This window comes from Sphingobacterium griseoflavum (assembly GCF_014653155.1).
GTDB classification, from domain to species: Bacteria; Bacteroidota; Bacteroidia; order Sphingobacteriales; family Sphingobacteriaceae; genus Sphingobacterium; species Sphingobacterium griseoflavum.
Map to the genome: position 1 here is coordinate 78,625 of NZ_BNAF01000014.1, position 22,679 is coordinate 101,303.

12 protein-coding genes, 1 tRNA gene and 1 pseudogene are annotated in these 22,679 nt (G+C 44.9%); 12 read left to right on the forward strand and 2 right to left on the reverse strand.

Translation table 11 applies throughout. From position 1 onward, the window contains the following. Nucleotides 1–186 precede the first annotated feature (186 nt). From IE165_RS16550 to IE165_RS16585, 8 genes are all read left to right on the forward strand, one after another. On the forward strand, nt 187–3,642 hold the full coding sequence (locus tag IE165_RS16550; RefSeq protein ID WP_229826605.1) for a SusC/RagA family TonB-linked outer membrane protein: 3,456 nt from the start codon (nt 187–189) through the stop codon (nt 3,640–3,642). Between the two features lie 15 nt (nt 3,643–3,657). Then, the gene (locus tag IE165_RS16555) at nt 3,658–5,460 is read left to right on the forward strand and encodes a RagB/SusD family nutrient uptake outer membrane protein (protein WP_189627763.1); all 1,803 of its coding nucleotides are present in this window, start codon (nt 3,658–3,660) and stop codon (nt 5,458–5,460) included. Between the two features lie 26 nt (nt 5,461–5,486). Beyond that, nucleotides 5,487–6,923 (forward strand): DUF4623 domain-containing protein, encoded by a 1,437-nt coding sequence (locus tag IE165_RS16560; protein ID WP_189627764.1) that lies wholly within the window; start codon nt 5,487–5,489, stop codon nt 6,921–6,923. Nucleotides 6,924–7,018: 95 nt separating this feature from the next. Next, nucleotides 7,019–8,470, forward strand: coding sequence for a glycoside hydrolase family 10-like protein (locus tag IE165_RS16565; RefSeq protein WP_189627765.1), 1,452 nt, complete (start codon nt 7,019–7,021; stop codon nt 8,468–8,470). Between the two features lie 8 nt (nt 8,471–8,478). Next, nucleotides 8,479–10,368, forward strand: coding sequence for an outer membrane protein assembly factor BamB family protein (locus tag IE165_RS16570; protein WP_189627766.1), 1,890 nt, complete (start codon nt 8,479–8,481; stop codon nt 10,366–10,368). Nucleotides 10,369–10,649: 281 nt separating this feature from the next. Continuing rightward, nucleotides 10,650–11,465, forward strand: a complete 816-nt coding sequence (gene murQ / locus IE165_RS16575; protein WP_189627767.1) for an N-acetylmuramic acid 6-phosphate etherase — start codon at nt 10,650–10,652, stop codon at nt 11,463–11,465. 60 nt (nt 11,466–11,525) lie between these two features. Further along, a complete protein-coding gene (locus IE165_RS16580) occupies nt 11,526–13,013 on the forward strand; it encodes a sodium:solute symporter (protein ID WP_189627768.1) in 1,488 nt (495 codons plus the stop codon). Between the two features lie 73 nt (nt 13,014–13,086). Next, nucleotides 13,087–13,161 (forward strand) — tRNA-Val (locus IE165_RS16585). A 239-nt stretch (nt 13,162–13,400) separates the two neighbouring features. Here IE165_RS16585 and IE165_RS16590 read toward each other — a convergent pair. After that, on the reverse strand, nt 13,401–14,582 hold the full coding sequence (locus tag IE165_RS16590) for an exo-beta-N-acetylmuramidase NamZ family protein (RefSeq protein ID WP_189627769.1): 1,182 nt from the start codon (nt 14,580–14,582) through the stop codon (nt 13,401–13,403). 648 nt (nt 14,583–15,230) lie between these two features. Between IE165_RS16590 and IE165_RS16595 the strand changes: the two genes are divergently transcribed. Further along, entirely contained in the window at nt 15,231–18,515 is a 3,285-nt protein-coding gene (locus IE165_RS16595) for a SusC/RagA family TonB-linked outer membrane protein (protein ID WP_189627770.1), read from the forward strand. Nucleotides 18,516–18,518: 3 nt separating this feature from the next. Continuing rightward, nucleotides 18,519–20,273: a RagB/SusD family nutrient uptake outer membrane protein gene (locus IE165_RS16600; RefSeq protein WP_189627771.1), complete on the forward strand. Its 1,755-nt coding sequence runs from the start codon at nt 18,519–18,521 to the stop codon at nt 20,271–20,273. Between the two features lie 104 nt (nt 20,274–20,377). On the opposite strand, the gene IE165_RS16605 is transcribed toward IE165_RS16600, so the two are convergent. Next, nucleotides 20,378–20,839 carry an Lrp/AsnC family transcriptional regulator gene (locus tag IE165_RS16605; RefSeq protein WP_189627772.1) on the reverse strand — a complete coding sequence of 154 codons (462 nt, stop codon included), beginning with the start codon at nt 20,837–20,839 and terminating at the stop codon, nt 20,378–20,380. A gap of 152 nt (nt 20,840–20,991) precedes the next feature. Here IE165_RS16605 and IE165_RS16610 point away from each other — a divergent pair, with 152 nt between their 5' ends. Beyond that, complete coding sequence (locus IE165_RS16610) at nt 20,992–22,047, forward strand: PLP-dependent cysteine synthase family protein (protein ID WP_189627773.1); 1,056 nt, start codon at nt 20,992–20,994, stop codon at nt 22,045–22,047. A 62-nt stretch (nt 22,048–22,109) separates the two neighbouring features. After that, nucleotides 22,110–22,679 (forward strand): annotated as a pseudogene (locus tag IE165_RS16615) (hypothetical protein); the annotation flags it as partial.

Below are 22,679 nucleotides of genomic sequence, written 5' to 3' on the forward strand. Positions count from 1 at the left end.
TTTGTGCGTGTTTTTTTTTGTTTTGGCATAAAAGCGTTAAAAAGCGCAGAGAAAATTTTGTTTTTAAGATTTGTTGCCTATATTAGTGCAGGTTTTAGCGTTTGATGTAACATTATATGGTAAGAAAACGCAAGATACTGACCTAATTATGGTTTTGACCGTTTATTAATAACTAACTAATTAACAATGAGAAAATCAGTTTTATTTTCTTTCACCGCGAGCGTGCTCCTGAATCTCGACGTGGATCCAGTAATGGCGAATCTGCATTTTTCGTTCATGCCGACGAATATCCACACGTTGCAGCAGGAACGTATAAGTGGTGTGGTTCGGGACGCGAATGGCCCCGTATCTGGCGTAACGGTTAGCATCGTAGGAACCTCAAGTTCAACAATGACAGGGGTTGATGGAAGCTATGCCATCACGGCGCCAAACAACGCAATACTCCGCTACTCATCTGTCGGTTACAAGTCCCAAGAAGTAAGGGTATCAGGCAATTCAATAAACGTATTGTTGGAAATTGATGAAAATTCCCTGGAGCAAGTTGTAGTAGTGGGTTACGGCCAACAAAAGAAGGCAAATCTGACAGGAGCAGTATCTTCCGTAGATGTTGAAAAAACGTTAGGGAGTAGGCCAATTCCGGATTTTGCAAGGGGTTTGCAAGGAGCTGTTCCCGGACTTTCTATTCAAGTCCCTAGCGGAGAAGTAGGATCCAATCCAGTCATGCGAATACGCGGGCAGATTGCGTCCCAAAACGGTTCGAGCAATCCCTTGATATTGGTGGATAATGTAGAGGTACCAAATGTGCAGGTTGTTAATCCAGACGATATTGAGAATATTACTGTGCTAAAAGATGCTGCCGCAAGTTCGATTTACGGTGCGAAAGCAGCCTTCGGTGTTGTTTTAATAACGACGAAAAAGGGCGCAAAAACGGATCGCAATGATGTGACGTACTCGGGAAATTATTCGTTTCAATCACCCTTTACCGATATACAACTTGCGGGCATCGAAGGGCTTCAATATACCTTGGATGCTCATGATAATATGAAACAGGCCGGTCCGGCAGGGGGATTTTGGCGTCTCAATTGGGAGAGTTTCGAAAAAATTAAGGAGTGGCAGGAAAAATACGGGGGAACTGTAAAAAATGGAGATCCCGTTGTTTATGGAAGGGATTGGTATTTTGATGGTGTCGATAAGTACGGCTATCGAGTGTATGACGCTGCTGATGCTATGATCAAGGATCGTGCATTTTCACATTTGCACAACATAGGCTTGAATGGCAAGCGAGGAGATACACAATACAATTTTTCTGTGGGTTATTTGGGGCAGGAAGGAATGATGAAACCCGCCCAGCATGACGATTACCAAAGGTTTACATCCAACCTGAATGTATCAACAAAAGTTTCCAATTATCTGACTTTGCGGGGGGGCGCTATGTATGCCGACGGGACGAAGCGTTATCCAAATTCAACCAACTCGGGAGGATTTACCGCAGATCCATGGCTTTATTTGTATCGCTGGAGTTCACTGTTTCCCATAGGCGTGAAAGAAAATGGGGTAGATCTCCGGGATCCGGCAACTGATGCGTCGTTGGCACATACAACAACAAAACGAGATCGTTTCATAAACTTGAATTTAGGAACAACAGTTCAACTTACAAAAAGTTGGGACCTAAAGGCAGATTATGCGTACACTTCGCAAATCAATTCCTTGTTTCGGTCTCAACCTACCATCACAGCCGCAGAGCCTTGGTATAGTCCTGTAATATGGAATGACGACCTTGGGAACCGTATTTTCGTAGACGAAAACGGAAATCCCACTGATACAGGCGGTATTCCCGGTTATAAGTTTCCACTGGTAAACTACGGTACCAAGGCAAATTCATATGTGTATCGAGATGCATTCGAAGCACAAAAGCATACGTTCAATGCTTTTACTACTTATCAGAAAAGTTTCGCTGATGTGCACGATATCAAAATAATGGCCGGAACGAACATTGTGGCAGATAATGAGTTGTCCAACTGGTCGAACCGAACAGAGCTTATCAATAACGACAATCCACAGTTCAATTTTGCTACAGGTGTACAAACTGCGGGAGGTACGGCAGATTGGCAGTCGCAATTTGGGGTATTCGGTCGGGTGAATTACGCCTATAAAGACAAATATTTACTCGAAGGAAACATACGTTACGATGGAACATCGCTCTTTCCGGAAAGGTTGCGTTGGAGGTGGTATCCGTCCGCATCTGCCGGTTGGGTGCTGAGCAACGAATCTTTCATGGAACCTATACGCCCGGTGCTGAGCTTCTTAAAGCTGAGAGGTTCCTATGGTATTATTGGAGACCAATCGGTGTCAAATGGGCTCTATTGGGCGCGGATGAACATCGCGCAAAATAACTGGCTTTCGTCCGATGGACAGAAATTCTTTCAGCTGGGAACGCCTAATTTGATTTCTGATGGTATAGGTTGGCAAAACATTGAGCACCTTAATGTAGGAGCAGATGTACGTTTATTCAACAATAAACTGGGCTTTGTATTTGAGTGGTTCCAGCGTTCGACCACAGATATGATTATTGCCGGTGATGCTCTTCCTGCAACATTGGGTGCACCTGCTCCAAATGGAAACTATGGCGATCTGCGGACGAGAGGTTGGGAAATTGCTGCCGATTACAGCCTACAGTTCGAGAGCGGACTTCGTTTAACTATGAATGCGAATCTTGCCGATGCGGTTACAATGATTACTCGTGCGGCAGATCAAAACACGCCTTTTGAAAACAGAAATATCCACAACACTTGGGTAACCGGAAAGCGTTACGGCGATGTGTACGGGTATGTGACGGATCGTTTATATCAGAAAGATGATTTTATTTACGATGCAAACGGCAACTTCACGCAGACAACGATTGTGTTCGATGGAAACGCGAAAAGAACGAACATGCTAGCGGGGAACAATCCGGTATATCAAACGTTTTTCGAAGATGGTAACCAGATTCTTTTGATGTCGCCCGGCGACGTAAAGTTTGTTGACGTAAATGGCGACGGCTATATCACCCCAGGCAATAATACTTTTGGAAATATGGGCGATCAAGTGGTTATCGGAAATACCACGCCACGTTATGACTTCGGCTTCCGATTGGGGGCAGAGTATAAAGGTTTTGATTTCGCCGTATTTGTACAAGGTATTGGCGAACGGAAAATTTGGGGAGATGGCCAGCTGGCAATTCCTGGCTATTTTGCAAAAGAAGGAGGAATGCCCAAGGTTTTCGCAACAGATTATTGGCGCGAAGACCGTACGGATGCTTTCTATCCGCGTGCTTGGAACTATAACGGGTCGAATTCCAGTTTTGTGATGCGTCCGCAAACAAGGTACATGCTGGATATGGCGTACGTGAGAATCAAGAACATCAATTTTGGATACTCGGTACCAACAAAGGTACTTAACAGGATGCATTTATCTCGAGCACGGATCTATGTATCGCTGGAGAACATGTTCACTTTCGACAACCTCAGAGGTTTGCCGATAGATCCAGAAACGATTTCGGGCAATTCGATGCTGTTATCAAACGGGAACTATAATCTGGGCCGTACCGGTACGGCCAATCCCGCGTTCAAATCGGCATCAATGGGTATACAGATTGGTTTATAGTAAAATTGAAGAAAAATGAAACTTTCAAAAATAACATATGCTTTGGTCGCTTTATCCTTGTCTTTCACAGGATGTGATAAATTTTTAGATCGGCCGCCGCTGACCACGGAGCAAGATGAAACAGCTTGGGTAACAGAAGATAATGTTCGCCTATATGCAAATAAGTTCTTGCCGGAATTCTTTGTAGGTTATAATACGACTTTCACAACAACATCAGCCCCTTTGCTGGGATTCACGTTAAGTGATGACGTACTATCCTTAGGCAATCAGAATAATTTTACGCGATCCGTACCGATCAGTTCTATTTGGAGCTATAGCAATATCCGATCGGCCAATGTCATGGCTGATCGTGTTGAAAACAGGATGGCAACAATCCTTTCGGACGAGGCCAAGCAACATTGGTTGGGAGTTGCCAAGTTCTACCGAGCTTGGCGTTACGCTCAGCTTGTGTTTACATATGGAGACGTTCCCTATTACGACTATCCAGTGAGCGATACTGATTTAGATGCGCTTTATAAACCGAGAGACCAGCGCGATTTGGTGATGGATGGGGTATTCGAAGATCTTACATTTGCCATGGAAAATGTAAGATTAAACGATGGCGACCAAAGTTTGAATCGATATGTGGTAGCGGGTATAGTTGCGCGTATCGCACTACAGGAAGGGACTTGGCAGAAATATTATTATGAAAATAATGGACGGGCACAACGGTTTCTAGAAATTGCTAAATCTGCGGCCGATTTTCTTATTAATAGCGGCCGTTATGATATCGTAACCGAGTATCGTGCGCTGTTTACTTCTGAAAGCCTCAAGGATAATAAAGATTGCGTATTCTATCGACATTATGACGAAGCGATAGCGGTGCAACACTCGATAGCAACCTACTCGAATTTAAGAGAAACATTGGCTATAGGACCAACCACAGACCTCTTGAAATCGTATTTGTGTAACGATGGATTGGTTTGGGAGAATTCGCCGCTGGCTGATGCGAGAAAGTTTGATCTGGCAAGCATGATCAAAACAAGAGATCCCCGCTTTGAGGCTACGTTTCACAGAAATCCTTCTGCGCTAAACCGGGCTTCCTTATTCTATATCACGAAATTTTTGCCTAGGAATATTGAGTCTATTCACGAAAACCCTGCGAATTCACCCGTAGTAAACTTCACATCTAATCGTAATACGACCGATTATCCCGTATTACGTTATGCCGAGGTGTTACTAAATTGGATCGAGGCAAAAGCGGAGCTCGCGACGTTTGGTGGAGCGGCTGTGAATCAGGAAGATATCGATAAAAGCATTAATAAAATCAGAAGGCGTCCGATTGCTGCAGAAGCTGCAGCTAGAGGGGTTCAAAAGACGGCAGATTTACTTTTGGTTAGCATTCCTTCCGATCCGCAACGCGATATAACGGTAAGTCCTTTGCTTTGGGAAATACGCCGTGAACGCCGTATGGAGTTTGCATTCGAGTACTCTCGAATTGCGGATTTAGAGCGTTGGAAGAAATTGGAATACATGGATACACAAATGAATCCTGATTTGCTGTCGGGTGGTTGGGTGAATTTTCAAGCACAGTTGCCTGCATTGATCAATGCTGATTTGGGTGTGGTGTCTACCGATGGTAACTATGTTCCATACAATGGATCCAATGCCGCTTTGATGAACGGATTTTACAGGCATCGAAGCAATGCTGACCGGTTGCCGTTTATAAATCAGGTAAATATAAATCCGTATTTATCGCCCGTTGGACGCAACCAGATTGATGACTATGCTTCGCGGGGCTATGTACTGCAACAAACACAAGGATGGCCACAAAACTAAATTCCATATTATTAAACTGAATGAAGATGAAAAATAAGATCCTGATAAAGAGCAATATCACATCAAAATGGCTGCTATGGAGTGCGCTCATCCTGATGTTGACGGGATGTAAAGACGATTTTCCCGAGAATGTAGTGTCGGATAAGTCGACGCAGCTCTCTTCGATACGAATAACAAACGCTGGCGCTGCCGGAACAGAGACGGTAGAGGGGGTGATCGACGAGGATCGCAAAACCATCTCTTTTCCACGAATAGATCCCGAAACGAATTTCGATCAAATTCGATTTGAAGCAGTTATGTCTGATGGCGCAAAATTGGACAAGGAAAGCTACACTTTTCCATTTGTAGATGGTGATTCCGAAAAGACGATTGTCGTTAAAGTAACGAATTCGCCAAGGTACAAAGAGTATTTTGTGACCTTACGTTTGCGAATACCGGTTTTCGGTGCTGACGTGGCAAAGCGTAAAACATTTGATTTTACGAATAATGAGTTGGGAAATCCCATTTACGAAACATTTGTATCGGCGCTTACTAGGGGGTCTGGATTTGATGGAGAGCATGTGTTGATCGTTACTAGACATGCTGCTGGCTCACATTTGCTGAAAGTAAGTGATCTGCGCAACGGTGTCGCGAACAAGATACCGCTTAACCTGACCGGTGTGTCCCAAGGGACTTTTGCCGTATCAGTGGGAGATATCGTGAACGGACATACTTATGTTGCCAATCTTTCCGGCAATACGGCCGCAAGTCCGTTAAAGATTTACCATTGGACAGACCCAAGCGCTGCACCAGACGTTATTGCAAATATTAATGTTGGTACAATTCCGGGTGCAGGGGTACGGCATGGCGATAACTTCACGATCAATTTGGATGATTCCGGAAACGGGTACATTTTCTTCGGTGACAATGCAGGCACCAAGGTATTGAGACTGAGCGTGGCAAATTACACTGCGGTTGGCGATCCTTTGGTGATCACATCGACTGTAAATGTGGGATCATGGAGTTCCTTCACGCGAGTGGGAAACACAGACAATTATTTGTTTACCGGACATGATGCACCTATTATGGTCGTTAACAGTGCGGGGGCCTTAACGCACACCTTGGGGCGGACGGCAATACCTATCCGTAGTTCAGCAGCTCGTGTTATTGAATTCAACGGAGAACGATATTTACTGACAACGACAGCGGCACGCACCGGTTCAGAGGGAACCGTCATGTACCTTTATGATATTACTCGTGGAGCTAACATTGTCGATGCATTGACAGCGTTCGAGCAATCCGAAAGAAGGCCCTTGTTGGAATATTCTTTCCTCGGACCAGCGAACACCTCTCCTTCCACCCAGACTGGATGGGCTGTTGTGAAAGATGATGCCGGGAACGATGAGACCTTATTGATTTACTCTGGAGCGAGCGATGCAGGGTTTGTCGTTATGGAAATCCCGAAAAAGGAACTCGAAGATTAATGATAAAATAATGATAAAAAAAGGGCAAGGTCGTTCAGGTAGCGATGCTTGCCCTATCATGTCTAGCCTGATCGTTGACCATAAAGAAAGATACCATGAAAACGAAATTTTTTATAATAGCTTGCTCCATTGCCGTGCTATGGATAAGTGGATGTAGCAAAACGTCGGACACGATAACACCGGAGCCAGAGCCGGCGGAAGGCGAACAAACCATGCTATTCCCGAAGAAAGAGATGCGTGCCGTATGGGTGACAACGGCTTGGGGGTTGGATTGGCCTATAGGAGATTATACCGAGTCGGGTCAGAAGCGGAAGTACATAGAATATTTGGATAAATTTAAGCAGATGAATATTAATGCTATCTTTTTTCAGGTACGGGCTATGGGCGATGCGTATTACAATTCAAACTATGAGCCGTGGAGTGCGTCTCTAACGGGCTCCAGAGGGAGCGGCCCAAATTACGATGTGCTAAAATTCTTAATCGATGAAGCGCATGCCCGGGGGATCGAATTCCATGCCTGGATGAATCCTTATCGCATTGCCACACGCGCTGGGACAGAAACTGCCTACCCTGCATTACACCCCTCCATTGACGCAAGTTGGGTAGTCAGCCATGAAAAGATACAAATCTATAATCCGGCGCGCCCAGAAGTAAGGGAGCGAATCGTCGATATCGTAAGAGAGTTGCTAACCAAATATCCCGTTGATGGATTGCATTTAGACGATTATTTTTATCCAGACCCGACATCGGCAGGCACGATGGTTTCCGATCAGCAAGATTACCAGACATATGGATCTGGTTTTGGGACTATCCAGGCCTGGCGAAGGGATAACGTAGATAAAGCCATACAAGGAATTCATCAAGCAGTGGTCAGTACACGACCGGAAGTTGTTTTCTCCATATCACCAGCCGCAAATAAGGACTACAATTTTAATACATTATACGCAGATTTGGGAAAATGGTGTCAACAGGGGTGGGTTGATTTGCTTATTCCACAGCTCTATCAAGAGATTGGAAATAGCGCGAATAATTTTCAAACGAACTTATCAATCTGGGCGCAATACAACTACAGTGCTGCGTTGGTGATTGGCCATGGCCTATATAGATTTGGCGATGCCAGTCAGCCAGCAGCATTTCAGAGCACGCAGGAATTGGAAAGGCAATTCAATTTGACGAAACTGAATAAAAAGGTCGTCGGAAGTGCAATGTATAGCGCCAAATATATCCTTGATAATAAAATTGGGATAACGGATAAGCTCAGTGCATTATATGCAAACCCTGGGGTCATTCCGTTTATGGGGAGAGCCGTCGCGGCAGCTCCGACAATCCCTGGGTCGCTAAGCATATCTAATGATAGATTAAGTTGGACGAACACATCAGGTCGGTCTGTGGTTTACCGATTCGCGGATTTGGTGTCAGAAGGTCAGGTTGTTGCTATCACCAGCGATAATTCGATCCCATTAAACCAGCCGGGTTTCTATGTGGTTACTGCGCTGAATCCGGATAATCAGGAAAGTACGTCGAGTAAACCGATAGCATTTCAGTAAGTATCGTTATGGCTTTTAGTAGATTGTCTACAATATATTTCTTTTGGAGCGTCACGATTGCGTGCTACCTGTTGGCGGGAATACCAAAATGGGCATGTGCACAGCAGCCGTTTAAATTTGCACAGGTCACGGATACGCATGTGGGGGGAGCTACGGGAGCGGAAGACCTGCGACGCACTGTCCGAGATCTTAACCAACAGCAGGACTTAGATTTCGTGATCTTGTCGGGTGATGTCACTGAATTTGGTTCAGATGATGAGCTCCAATTGGCCAAACAGATTTTAGACAGTCTGCACTTGCCTTTGTATGTCATTCCGGGAAACCACGATAGCAACTGGTCCGAGAGTGGTGCAAATTCTTTTCGAAAGGTTTTCGGCGGGGAGACCTTCTTCTTCCGGCATAAAGGATTTATGTTCTTGGGAACAGCTTCTGGCCCAAACATGCGTATGGGACCAGGGCAGGTTCCACGGGAAAATCTCGTTTGGATGGACTCCGTTTTCGCCGCCCATCCGGATGTGGAAACACCGCTGATCTATATCAATCACTATCCACAGGATTCTTCGCTGAATAATTGGTATGAGGCGATTGATCGGCTTAAGCAACGCAATGTGCAGCTTATTCTCTGCGGACATGGGCATAACAACAAGTTATATGACTGGGAAGGTATCCCCGGTGTAATGGGGCGATCCAACCTACGGGCAAAAGATTCAGTTGGCGGTTACAATATCATATCGATAGCCGATGGGAAGGCTGTTTATCGCGTTCGGAAACCATTAGTGGCCACAAACGAATCCTGGTTACAGGTGGATTTGCGCAATCACGGGTTCGCACAAGAAACGACAACCTTTAAAAGACCAGATTACTCGGTCAATGAAAAATATAAAGATCAAGTAGCTGCCGTATGGCGATATGAGGACGGGTCCGATTTGGGCGCTGGTTTTGCAGCATACAAACGGTTGTTGATCACCGGTAACACCAGCGGGTTGGTTTATGCGATCGACAGTGAAACAGGTAAAAAAATTTGGACGTATAACACCGGTGGAAAGGTCTACGCTACCCCAGCTGTTTGGCGGGGAGTAGTCGTTGTAGGTTCTTCGGATGGTTATATTTACGGGCTCCGTGCAAGAGATGGAAAGGAAAAATGGCGCCTTAAGGCGGATAAGGCTGTGCTTGGAAGTCCTGCTATAGCGGACGGGACAGCGTTCATCGGTTCTTCGGACGGTATTTTTCGTGCGATTGATGTTTCTTCTGGTCAGCTTAAATGGACTTTTGACAAAGTTAGTGGATACGTATCCGCAAAGCCGACGCTGCACGGCAATTTAGTTATTTTCGGTTCTTGGGGCAATGGTTTTTATGCATTAGACCAACGCAGTGGGCAGCTGGTATGGAGCTGGAATAATGGGAGTTCAAGTCGTATGTTGTCTGCGGCGGCCTGCTATCCGGTGGTTGTGCATAATCGCGTTTTCGTTGTGGCACCCGATCGATATATGACATGCCTTGATGTTCATAGCGGAAAGGTTATATGGCGTGAAAAAATGCCTGATATACGCGTGCGGGAGTCCATGGGATTGTCTCGAGATCATAAGTATATCTATGTGAAAACAATGGACGGCAACTTGCTGGGCATAGCTGCACAGGCAGATGAAATGCGCATTGCTTGGCGCTCGAACTTGCAGCTTCCGTATGAATTAAATCCGACAGCGATCGAAACTCTTGGGAGGCAGGTGCTTGTTCCGAGCCATTCAGGATTATTGTCGGGCGTTGATGCGGCAAGCGGAAATTTGCTTTGGCAATATAAGATCTCCAACACGATGATCAATCCGATCTATACCATGAAAGGGAAGTACATGGTCATCTCATCGATGGATGGAAGTATCGTCAAGCTAAAATTAAGGTAAATATGCTGTACATCTGTCTATTGGACAGTTTCGTTCAGGATCCGAGCCTTCCATTCCTAGCTGAATTTGTGCATAGCGTAATTTGATAGCAAAAAAATTACTTTTTTTCTGAGGTCAATTACAAATGCCTATAAATTTATCTATGTTTGATATGGAATATCAATGGATAACCAATAGCATGTTGAACGGGTACAGGGGAAAAATAAAAAAGGGTTGCGTTTTTGTGCGTCTTTCAATTTGAAATTCGCATATTTGTATGGTTGTAGAATTTGCTTTTTAATATGATACGAGTTACGGAAAAGGAGTCTAATTATCAGGACTTGGATAAAATGTCTGTTCATGATCTTTTAACAAACATGAACAAGGAAGATAGATCGGTACCCCTCGCGGTGGAAAAAGCAATTCCACAACTGGAGGAGCTGGTGTCCATCACGGTGGAAAAGATGAGTCAGGGAGGTCGTTTATTCTACATCGGCGCTGGCACAAGCGGGCGTCTCGGCATTTTGGATGCCTCGGAATGTCCGCCAACTTTCGGCGTGCCATTTGATTGGGTTATTGGCCTTATTGCAGGAGGCGACCAGGCAATAAGAAAGGCTGTAGAATTTGCGGAGGACGATCAGGAACAGGCATGGGTGGATATGCAGGAGTATGGCATGAGCAAGAACGACGTCGTCATTGGCATTGCGGCTTCTGGAACTACACCCTATGTTATCGGGGGCCTTAGCCGTGCGAATAAAGAAGGGATGATTACAGGATGTATCGTTTGCAACAGTGGCTCGCCCATTGCAGAGGTGGCCCAGTATCCAGTCGAAGTCGTCGTTGGCCCGGAGTTCGTGACCGGATCTACCCGAATGAAATCAGGAACTGCCCAAAAACTGGTGCTTAATATGTTGAGCACGGCCGTGATGATTCGATTGGGACGCGTGAAGGGCAACAAAATGGTGGATATGCAACTATCAAACATCAAATTGGTGGCGCGTGGCGTGCGGATGGTAATGGATGAAACCGGCGCCGACGAGGAGACCGCTACATTATTGCTCGAACGTTACGGTAATGTTCGTGAAGCCATCGAAAACAGCCGCGCTTACAAAGCGTAAACGCGGCAGCACATTGCACTATTGTAAACCTACTGATCACAATTTCCTACTCAATCCAACATGTCACCCTACATACTACTGACCTTTTTATTTGTTTATTTTGGACTGCTCTTGGCCGTTTCTTATTTTACATCGAGAAACGCTTCGGATAATGCTACTTTTTTTGTGGCTAACCGTAACTCCAAATGGTATATGGTTGCTTTCGGCATGATTGGTACAGCGCTTTCCGGTGTGACTTTCATATCCGTTCCTGGCGCCGTAGGAACGACAAATTTTAGCTATTTTCAATTTGTGCTGGGCAACGCATTAGGTTTTTTGGTCATCGCATATGTCTTGCTACCACTTTATTACCGCATGAACCTAACCTCGATCTACACCTATTTGGAGGAGCGTTTGGGGCATAAGAGCTACAAAACAGGAGCGATGATCTTTTTGGTATCACGTACGGTGGGCTCGGCATTTCGGCTGTATCTCGTGGCCATCATTCTTCAAAAATTTATTTTTGACGCTTGGGAAGTTCCTTTTGGCATAACCGTAGCAGGGTGCCTGTTGTTGATTTGGCTTTATACAAACAAAGGCGGATTGAAGACCATTATCATTACAGACACCTTACAGACATTCTGTTTGCTATTGGCCGTAATTTTATCGATTTATTTTATGGCAGATGGTCTTGGCCTGTCGGTGCTGGATGCTTTCGAACGTGTGAAGGATAGCTCGTATGCACAAATTATAGTTTGGGAAGACCTGTTGGGGAACAAGAATCATTTTTGGAAACACGTGGTGGGCGGTGCGTTTGCAACAATAGCGATGACCGGTTTGGATCAGGATCTCATGCAGAAAAATTTAAGTATGCGCACGATTGGCGAAGCGCAAAAAAATATGCTCACTTTTACGTCCATATTCGTAGTGATCAACCTTTTCTTTTTGGCTGTGGGTGCGCTGCTGTACATCTATGTTGCCGAAAAAGGAATTGACATTTCCATGCTGCGCACGCCGGATTACCTTTATCCAGAGATTGCCTTACACCATCTTTCCCTAGCAGCGGGGATCATCTTTATGATGGGATTGACGGCCGCTACTTTTGCGACCACAGACTCGGCCCTCACGGCATTGACCACGTCATATTGCGTAGACTTTTTGAATTTTAATAAAAAAGAGAATCCGAACGATCCCAAGTTGGTGCGGCAGCGAAATATCGTACATTTTGTTTTTAGTGTGGTGATGCTGCTGGTTATCCTCGTTTTCAGGTTGATCAACGACGATTCAGTCGTTACAGCGATATTCACGGCCGCAAGTTATACCTACGGACCTCTATTGGGTTTATTTGCTTTCGGCATCCTGACCCGATATGAGGTGAAAGATCAATGGGTGCCGTATTTCTGTCTGTTATCGCCAGCAATTTGGTTTGCGCTGAATACGTATTACATCGTTCCGAATACCGCCTATCGCATAGGTTTTGAGCTTATCGTGTACAATGGATTGACCACATTTATATTGCTTTGGGCAACATCACCAGGAAAGCTGGAAAAAGGAAGCCGTGTATTTTAGAATAATTTGTAAGATTCTTTTTGCAAATCCCTAAAAAATGTATCTTTGTGCCACGCGAAGAAATTCGATAAAGGGGAAATTAGCTCAGCTGGTTTAGAGCACTACCTCGACAAGGTAGGGGTCACTGGTTCGAACCCAGTATTTCCCACATCAGATAGCGTAGCTATCTTTCACACATTGCCCCCAAAAGTTCAAAGACTTCTTGGGGGCAATGTGTGAATAGGGATTTTACGCGTTATTATCCGGTCTACATTGTACATGTGATGACCGCATGTTAAATGCGAACAAAACGATTCCGCAGCTTATCCAATGGTCATCAGGTATTGGCTAGCGGTGTTCCATCAAGACGACTACAAGTCGTGTAAAGTTGTTGTCGCCATTGAGCTTCTATTTATATAATACGTATTTGTTCCGCATCAACTTGTATTTTTCGAGTCCTGGCTTCCAGCTCTCCCTTATCTCTTCCGCGCTCATGCCATCCATTATCTGTTGTTTCAATAGCGGTCCCCCAGCTAACTTGTCAAAAACGACAATTTCCTTACTTTGCTTGTAGTCGAAGAATATTTTCTTATTCGGATGGCTATTATAGGTCTCTATAAGCCAAGATAAGTTGATGGCTTTGGCTGCTCTTAAACGTTTCAGATCTACAGTTCTTAAATCCAAGCCGTAGCAGGTCTTTTCCAAATAGATCGGCGTAGCGCTCATGTGCGGGATGCTTTTGGGGGTGAAGGAAAATGTATATATATGTTTGTATTCTGGGGCTCCCATCACCGTGAATGGAAAAAGCGTGCCGCGTCCCTCGCTTAACACGGTGCCTTCAAACAGGCAAGTCGAAGGATATAAGATAACAGCCTGATAAGTGTTGATATTCGGAGACATATTAACAGAAGGGATGTATTCCATGTCATGCGTATAGTTTGCCACGGGAATAACTTTAAGCGGGCACTTGATGCCATTAGCCAACCAGCCCTCGCCATTAATCATATGTGCGTATTCGCCTACGGTCATCCCATGGGTAATTGGTACGGGATGCATGCCGATGTCAGATTTGTAGGCCATATCCAATATGGGACCATCTATAAAGTATCCATTTGGATTAGGTCTGTCCAATATCAATAGTTCTTTGCCATGCTCTGCACAGGCTTCCATAACCCTATGCATCGTCGCTACATAGGTAAAGTATCTAACTCCAATATCTTGTATGTCGAAAATCATCAGGTCAACATCTTCCAACATTTCTTTGGTTGGTTTGCTTGTTTTTCCATAGAGTGACACAACCTTAACCCCTGTTATTGGATCAACAGCATCTTTCACCTTGACACCCGCTCCAACATCTCCACGAAAACCATGTTCAGGACCGAATACCTTGACGATGTTCACACCCAATGTCAATAAGCTGTCGACGCTTGACTTTTCGCCTATCCGAGATGTTGGGTTAACAACCATCCCAATTCTTTTGCCTTTTATGTAATCAAGGTACTCTGTTATTCGATCTGCGCCAGGAATGATTTGTGCTGTCGCTGCGTAAGAGAGTAAAAGGCATAAAAAGGTAGTTAGCGTAATTTTCATGATAATAAGGACGGTAAATTTTTAACGTTGAAAACGCGGTAAAGGCGTTTTAGTTTATTAATAATGCAAAACTGACTGGCCAGTTTGTCAATTTTTCTCGCCGTAAAGTAAGAATAAATTTTCAAATAGGCAAGAAAACGCAAGGACTTCAATATCTATCGAAGATGGTGCACCAAGTTATACAGAACAAAGCAAACGATCATGCTTTGCTGATATAAACCATAGCCTTCAGTACGTTTGTAAGATCTGGATCTGTACCTAGATAAGCATATATGATTATCTTCCTGTGCTTTTATATGCTATCGCAGGCTATAGGTCAAGGTGCAAGTTTGTACTGGTTTTTGTGACTCGTTTACACTAAAATAAACATAATCTGTTAAATAATTCTACAAATGTGCATGATTGTGCATTTTTTTACTAATTTTATGTAAATAGTTCGTGTTTTTGAGGAGCAGTAGCTTATCTAAATTTACCATATCCGCTGTCCGATCATTTACTCCTGCTGACAAACGGAGAATAGATTGTCGCAGGATAAGTTAGTGGTTTATATGCTTAAGGAGACGCATAAATAAAATATCTGTTTTTCGAGAATCTTGAATACTAGCTTTTATAAAAACTATACGATAAAAATAAACTAACAACTTTAATATGCGAAGATCATTACTTTTTTCTGCTGCATTTGGCATAGTCCTGCATTCGCAAGCAAGTGTGCCGAAAGCAGGACTTAGCGCTACGTCTAGCACAGACTGGCGTACCTCCATGGCTGCGCAGCAGCATACCGCCACCGGTACCGTAGTAGATTTGAACGGTCCGTTAGCTGGCGTGACAGTGTCGCTCGTCGGGTCTGCTATCTCTACCCAAACCGACGAAAAGGGGCAGTTCTCAATTGTAGCTCCCGTAGGGTCGACTTTGCAGTTCAGTAGCGTAGGATATGGAGTAATGGAGTTAGTAGTTAGCGCTAACCCTATGCAGGTGGAAATGCAGTCTGATTCCCGCACAGTTGATGAAGTTGTTGTGGTAGGCTATGGGACGCAAAAGCGAGCGAATGTCACGGGGGCGGTTTCTACCGTAGATACGGAAAAAACCTTCGAGACGCGTCCGATTACCGATGTGGGAAGAGCGCTGCAAGGCGCTGTGTCTGGCTTGTCAATTTCCACGCCGAGCGGCGACTTAGGTGGTGATCCGACTATACGTCTACGCGGTGTGACAGGATCATTACAAACGCAGGGAGGTGCCTCCCCGCTCATTCTTGTCGACGGGGTGGAAGTGCCCAGTTTGTCCATGATTAACCCGACAGACATTGAGACAATGTCGGTTGTTAAGGATGCGTCTGCGGCAATTTATGGATCCAGAGCTGCATGGGGTGTGATATTGATCAAGACAAAGTCTGGAAAAAGAAATACAAAGACAGCGATAAACTATGCCAATAATTTCGCCTTGCAAACCCTTACTACGACCCCTGTCATTGCTGGTGGCGCCGAAGGTGCTCGGGCGGGATTGCTTGCTATGCAGCGCACTAACCCTGCGCTCGCGGGCTATGTTAATCTAGGTACCCGCTATGATGAATATGCGATTCAAAAGATGGAAGAATGGGAACGGTTGTATGGTGGGCAAACGCTCGGATTAGATATGCTGGAAGGCCGGGATTATGAAGTCAAGGATGGCTACTTGTATTTCCATCGTACCTGGGATGCGGAAGATATGTTTATGAAAAAATATACCCCGCAACAAAATCATAATCTGAGCATTTCAGGTGGATCCGAAAAAATTAATTACAATGCGGGGTTTGGCATGATTTCGCAGACCGGTATTTTAAAGGATAATACCGATAAATATAACCGCTACAATTTCAATTTGGGTATAAATGCCGATCTGACTGATTGGCTGACAGGTTTCGCAAAAATTTTATATACGGCATCTGACGTGAGTAAACCTTTTTCTTTTAATGGAGACGTTTACGAGCCCCTCTTTTATTTATATCGGTGGCCACGAAACTTTCCCTACGGAACCATTGATGGACTTCCTATGCGAAATGCCATAACGGATGTGCAACAGGCCAATATGAATGAAAGAAACTTCAATATGGCACGTTTTACGTTTGGTGGGCAGGCCAAGATCATGCCCGGACTAACCCTTGACGCGGATTATACCTACTCTCAGTTTCTTACCAGATTTGACGAAAATGGAGGCACCGTTACCGGATGGGATTTTTGGAATAAAAACGAGTTTGAATACCTTACCTACACTGGCGCCGCATATAACCGCGCTCGGAAAGAACGCACGATACGAGACAGGCATGTTGCGAATATGTATGCAACCTATGACAAGAGCGTGGAGCAACACAACTTCAAAGTTATGGCCGGTGCAAACGCAGAGCTTTTCAAATCCGACAATATATGGGGGCAGCGGCTCGGTCTTCTCGACCAGAATTATCCGCAGCTAGGTTTGGCCACCGGCGAAATGTCGACGAGCTCCGGAGCTTCGCATTGGTCCACATTGGGCTTTTTTGGACGCGTTAATTACGATTATGACAATAAATATCTACTTGAAGTGTTGGCTAGGTACGATGGGTCTTCACGCTTCAACGCGGATAATGTTTGGGGATTTTTTCCAGCGATATCTGCTGGTTATGTACTCTCGCAGGAGGCATTCATGGACTGGTCTAAGCCCTATCTCAATTTCCTAAAATTGAGGGCTTCCTGGGGCAGTGTCGGAAACCAAACTGTGCCCACAGGGTTATATCTTTCTACGTTGAGTCAGGCACCCACAAATTGGGTAATCGATGGCGTCAATCAGAATACTATGACGACACCTTCCATCGTGTCGCAAGATCTAACTTGGGAAACGGTAACCACACAAGAGATCGGAATAGATGCTGCTTTTTTTAGCAATAAACTGAATGTTACATTTAATCGCTACAGAAGGACGGTTTCTGACCTAATTACAGGCGGTGTGATCCTGCCGTCGAGCTTTGGAGCTCCATCGCCACTGCGCAATTTCGGCGAAATGCAAACAAATGGCTGGGAGTTGGAACTAGCCTATAACCATAGCTTTAATAATGGTCTCACCATGCGGTTGGCGGGTCAGCTATCCGACTACACGGAGCGTATTACCAAATTTGATGGGCAGGCACAGATCAATGCCAACGGAACTTCCTCCAACTATACAGGGAAGGTAATCGGCGAAATTTGGGGATATGAGACGGATCGCTTATTTCAGGTAGATGATTTCCATATCAATAGCGACGGTACCTACACCTTAAAAGAGGGCATTCCATCACAGGCATTTTATGAAACCGCGACATTTAAATACGGGCCAGGCGATGTAAAATATAGAGATCTGAACGGTGACGGGGTGATCGGTGTGGGCGACGGAACCGTTGAAAATCCCGGCGATAGAAGGATTATTGGTAATGCTAATCCGCGTTACCAATATGGCTTTCGTGCAGACTTCGCATTTAAAGGTTTTGATTTAGGCTTCTTTCTTCAGGGTGTTGGCCAGCGCGATAATTGGGTAGGCGGAGATTTCGCCGTGCCAGGGTGGCGTCCTGCAGAAGCATGGTATGCACATCAGATGGACTATTGGACGCCGGAAAATACGGGTGCATTCTACTATCGGCCAACAAATCAGAACCAGAGCAATACGTCTATGAACCATATGCCCCAGACACAATATCTGTTAGACATGTCCTATCTACGGTTAAAAAACCTGACACTTGGGTATACCATCCCGGCCACGGTATTAGAGAAAGCTAAAATTTCCAAATTTAGGGTCTTTTTCTCGGGTGAGAACTTAATGGAATTCGACAACTTGAACATTCCGATTGATCCGGAAACGGACTATACGGAAAATGGTATACGAGATCCGAATTCTTTCGGCCGTTCTTATCCGTATCGTAGAACTTTTTCATTGGGACTACAATTAACATTTTAAGCTATGAAACTATTAAAATATATCGCGTTAGCAGGCGTTCTATCGATGTCGTCTTGCTCGAAAGATTTTTTAGGAGATGATTTTTTGACCAAGGATCCGCTAGATCAATTGACCGATCCAGCTTTTTGGTCGTCCGAAAATAATATCCGGACATATACGTATGGTTTTTATAACTATTATTTTCGCGGTTATGGCCAAGGATTCGCTTGGGGTTCGTATTTCGCAGGGCAATTTATCAATGATGATTTCGCGCCGCAGACCCCCAATGAAAACATCATTACCGAATTTATACAAAATGTCCCTACTTCTGGCGGAGGCTGGTCTCCGGCTCTACCTACCAGCCAAACGCCCATCGGCGTAACTTCCTATTATTCGCGTATCCGCAAAGCAAATCACTTCATAGAAAGTGTTCCTAAAGCCAATCTTGCGGAAGAGGTGCAAGATCATTGGCTGGGGATAGGACGTTTTTTCCGGGGACTTGAATATGCGAATTTTGTCAATGTTTTCGGGGACGTGCCCTACATTGACCGCGTATTGGACGAAAATGATCCAGCATTGTATAAGAAACGAGATTCGCGAATAATCGTTATGGATAAGGTTCTGGAAGACTTCAGGTTTGCCGCTGAAAGTGTCCGGACTACCGATGGCCCAGCACAGCAGGCCGTCAATAAATATGTTGTGTTAGCCTATATGTCGCGCGTGTTTCTATTTGAGGGTACTTGGCTAAAATATCACCAAATCGACGAGGCCAAATCAAAAGAATATTTAGAAGCGTCTAGATGGGCCGCGGAGCAAGTTATCAACAGTGGCGCTTTTAGCCTGTCTAACGACTACCGCGGGCTGTTTAGTTCGGAGTCGCTTAAAGGCAATCCGGAGGTCATTCTTTTTAAAGAGTATGCGGAAGGGGTGTTGCAGCATAGCTTAATGTCTTTTAATAACCTAGAGCCTCAGGCGGGAGCCTCAAAGAATGCGATTGATAGCTATCTCCTTTCCGATGGTCTTCCTATAGGCCTTTCTAGTCGTTACAATGGCGACAAAACGGTACAGGACGCATTGGCAAATCGTGATGGCCGCATGACGCAGACTATAGTTCCGCAACTACGCATGTTAAACACGGTGTCCAACTATGCATTCTCTGGTTATTCCGTACATAAATTTTTGAATGAAAGTCTTCGAAATCTTCCCATTGGTAGCGGACAATTAAATATCACGGATGCACCTATCATTCGATATGGCGAAGTTTTGTTGAATTATGCAGAAGCTACCGCAGAGCTGGGTGTCTTGACACAGCAAGATATCGATCGATCAATCAATGTGCTGCGGAGCAGAAATGGCGTAGGGCTTCCGCGTTTGGAGATCGTTGCCAACCAACCTGCAGTGAACGGCACGCCATATAATGACCCTGCGCGCGATATCAGTGTTTCCAGTATCCTTTGGGAAATTCGCCGTGAAAGACGGTCCGAACTGATGTTCGAAGGGATGCGATTAAATGATTTACGGCGTTGGAAAAAGCTGGATTATGCAGACACTGATAAAAATCCCACGATCAATCGAGGAGCTTATATTGTCAAAGCAAATTATCCAGCAAGCCAGCTAAATGGCATTACAATCGATGGTTCAACCGAAGGATATATTATTCCCTCTAATGCGATTAAGCGGTTGGTCAACGAGAAATATTATCTCGATCCAATTCCGATCGATCAGATTTCGCTTTATAATAGCAATGGTGTCGAGTTATCGCAAAATCCAGGATGGTAATTTGACACTCCCTTCTCACTATACTTTTCAACAGGCGACACCTGTTGGAAAGTATAGTGTTCCAGAAACGAAATTCCTTTTTTGCATCCGCCTATCATTTCACCCTAAATCGGATAGGCCGTTTCACTTTTCGTTTCCGATAGCACGAAATACGTCTGTACGGTACTTACGTGTGGCAGCACAGCCAACTTGTGCCTTAAAAAGATATGATAAGCCTCCATGTCACGTGTCGCAATACGCAACATAAAATCATAGGAGCCAGCCATTTGGTAACACTCCATAACCTCCGGGAATTTAGCAACCTCCATTTCAAACTCATTTAGCACTTCAGCGGTGTGGGCCTTTAAAAACACTTGGGAGAACGAGATCAAATCGATGCCGACACGTTTCCTGTCCAGGATAGCGACGGTGCGTTTGATATAACCGTTGGCTTTCAGTTTTTTAACACGTTCATGCACAGCGGCGATCGACTTATTCAGGTGGTAAGAAAGTTCTTTGTTACTTAACGAAGCATCTTTCTGCAAAAGGCGAAGTAATTTAATATCAACAATGTCCAATTCCATCATACGTTTTTCTTGATTGTATTCGAAAATAGTGTTTAATTCCGAAATTATTTTTGATATTCCGTTTTGTATAATAAATTTTACTAAATAACGATATTTAGGTTGAATAATATCTTGTTAAATACAAATTTTGTAAAATATTTAGATTACAATTTATGGAAGCCTTAATGAGTAAATGCTTGTCTCCCAAGCTTGATAGTAAGTTTAAACACCTGTGGTGTTTGGTCGGAAATACGCCGATGTTGGAACTGCAGTATAGCTATCGAGGCAAGAAGGGGCAGATTTATGTGAAGTGTGAAAATTACAACTTGACCGGTAGTATCAAGGATCGGATGGCACTCTATATTTTATACAAAGCCTATATGAATTGTACGATCCGGCCCACGGATATGATCGTTGAGGCCACCAGTGGAAACACCGGGATAGCATTTTCTGCTATCGGTAAAGCATTGGGTCATCAGGTCAAAATCATTATGCCCAATTGGTTAAGCAAGGAACGTATGGATATCATCAAAAGTATGGGTGCTGATATACAGCTGGTCAGTAAAGAAGAAGGAGGCTTTTTGGGAAGCATTCGTCTCAGTGAGGAACTGGCTGCACAGGGCGGCGTTTTCCTGCCGCGTCAATTTGAAAACCAATACAATGCAGAAGCACATGAGCTGACTACGGGAAAAGAGATTGCAGAGCAGCTGGCTACCGTGGGGAAAACTGCGGATGCATTTGTAGCCGGTGTAGGTACAGGAGGCACAGTGATGGGCGTCGGAAATTATCTGCGCGGCATAAACCCTGCCGTGAAGATTCACCCGTTGGAGCCGGCAGAGAGCCCGACGTTAACAACCGGTTATAAAGTCGGATCGCACCGGATACAAGGTATCTCGGATGAGTTTATCCCTGCGATCGTGAAACTGGATCAGCTGGATGAAGTCATACAAGCTTCTGATGGAGATTCCATCCTGATGGCGCAGAAACTGGCTAAGCAGCTGGGGTTGGCTGTTGGGATTTCATCTGGTGCCAACGTAATTGGTGCCATTAAACTAAAAGAGCAGTTAGGAGCTGATGCCACCGTAGTCACACTTTTATGTGATGATAATAAGAAGTATCTCAGTACGGATTTGGTGAAAGATGAGCCGATCAAAGCCGATTTTCTAGCCCAAGAAGTTAGTTTCGATGGGTTTCACCCGATCGGACGTCTCAGCGCTCCGATGATATAGCCGTACCTACCAGCGTTCGGTAGCTTGATAATAGTTGATAGGTAAATTTATAGAAATAGATTATGAAAATATTAAGGAAAATATGTTTAGGGTTGCTGTTGACATTGCCGCTGATTGGACTTGGGCAGGTGGCAGATAGCCTTGTTTCTGTAGAGGACGTCGTGTTTACGGATGGGGCAACGGATACAGCGGCTCGTGTTGGAGAGATAGATTCGCTCCAAGAAGTTCCTGAGGACCTCATTTTTACGGATGGCGAAGCGGACAGTGTGGCCCAAGATAGCGTATCGCTGTCGGATGCCGGTCTGCCGGCGGATAGCAAACCGGAGAAACAATCGCTTTGGGGGATCTTTATAGCCGGCCTGATCGGTGGCTTCGCCGCTTTCATCATGCCCTGCATCTTCCCGATGGTGCCCCTAACGGTGAGCTTCTTCACCAAGCGCTCGGGCTCCCGCGGCAAAGGGGTGTCGCAGGCCCTGCTCTATGGGCTGTTCATCATTGTGATCTATGTCGCGCTGGGGATGTTCATCTCCATTACCTTCGGCAGCGATGCGCTCAACGCACTTTCCACCAACGGGGTGTTCAATTTTCTGTTCTTCCTGATCCTGCTGGTCTTTGCGGCCTCCTTCTTTGGG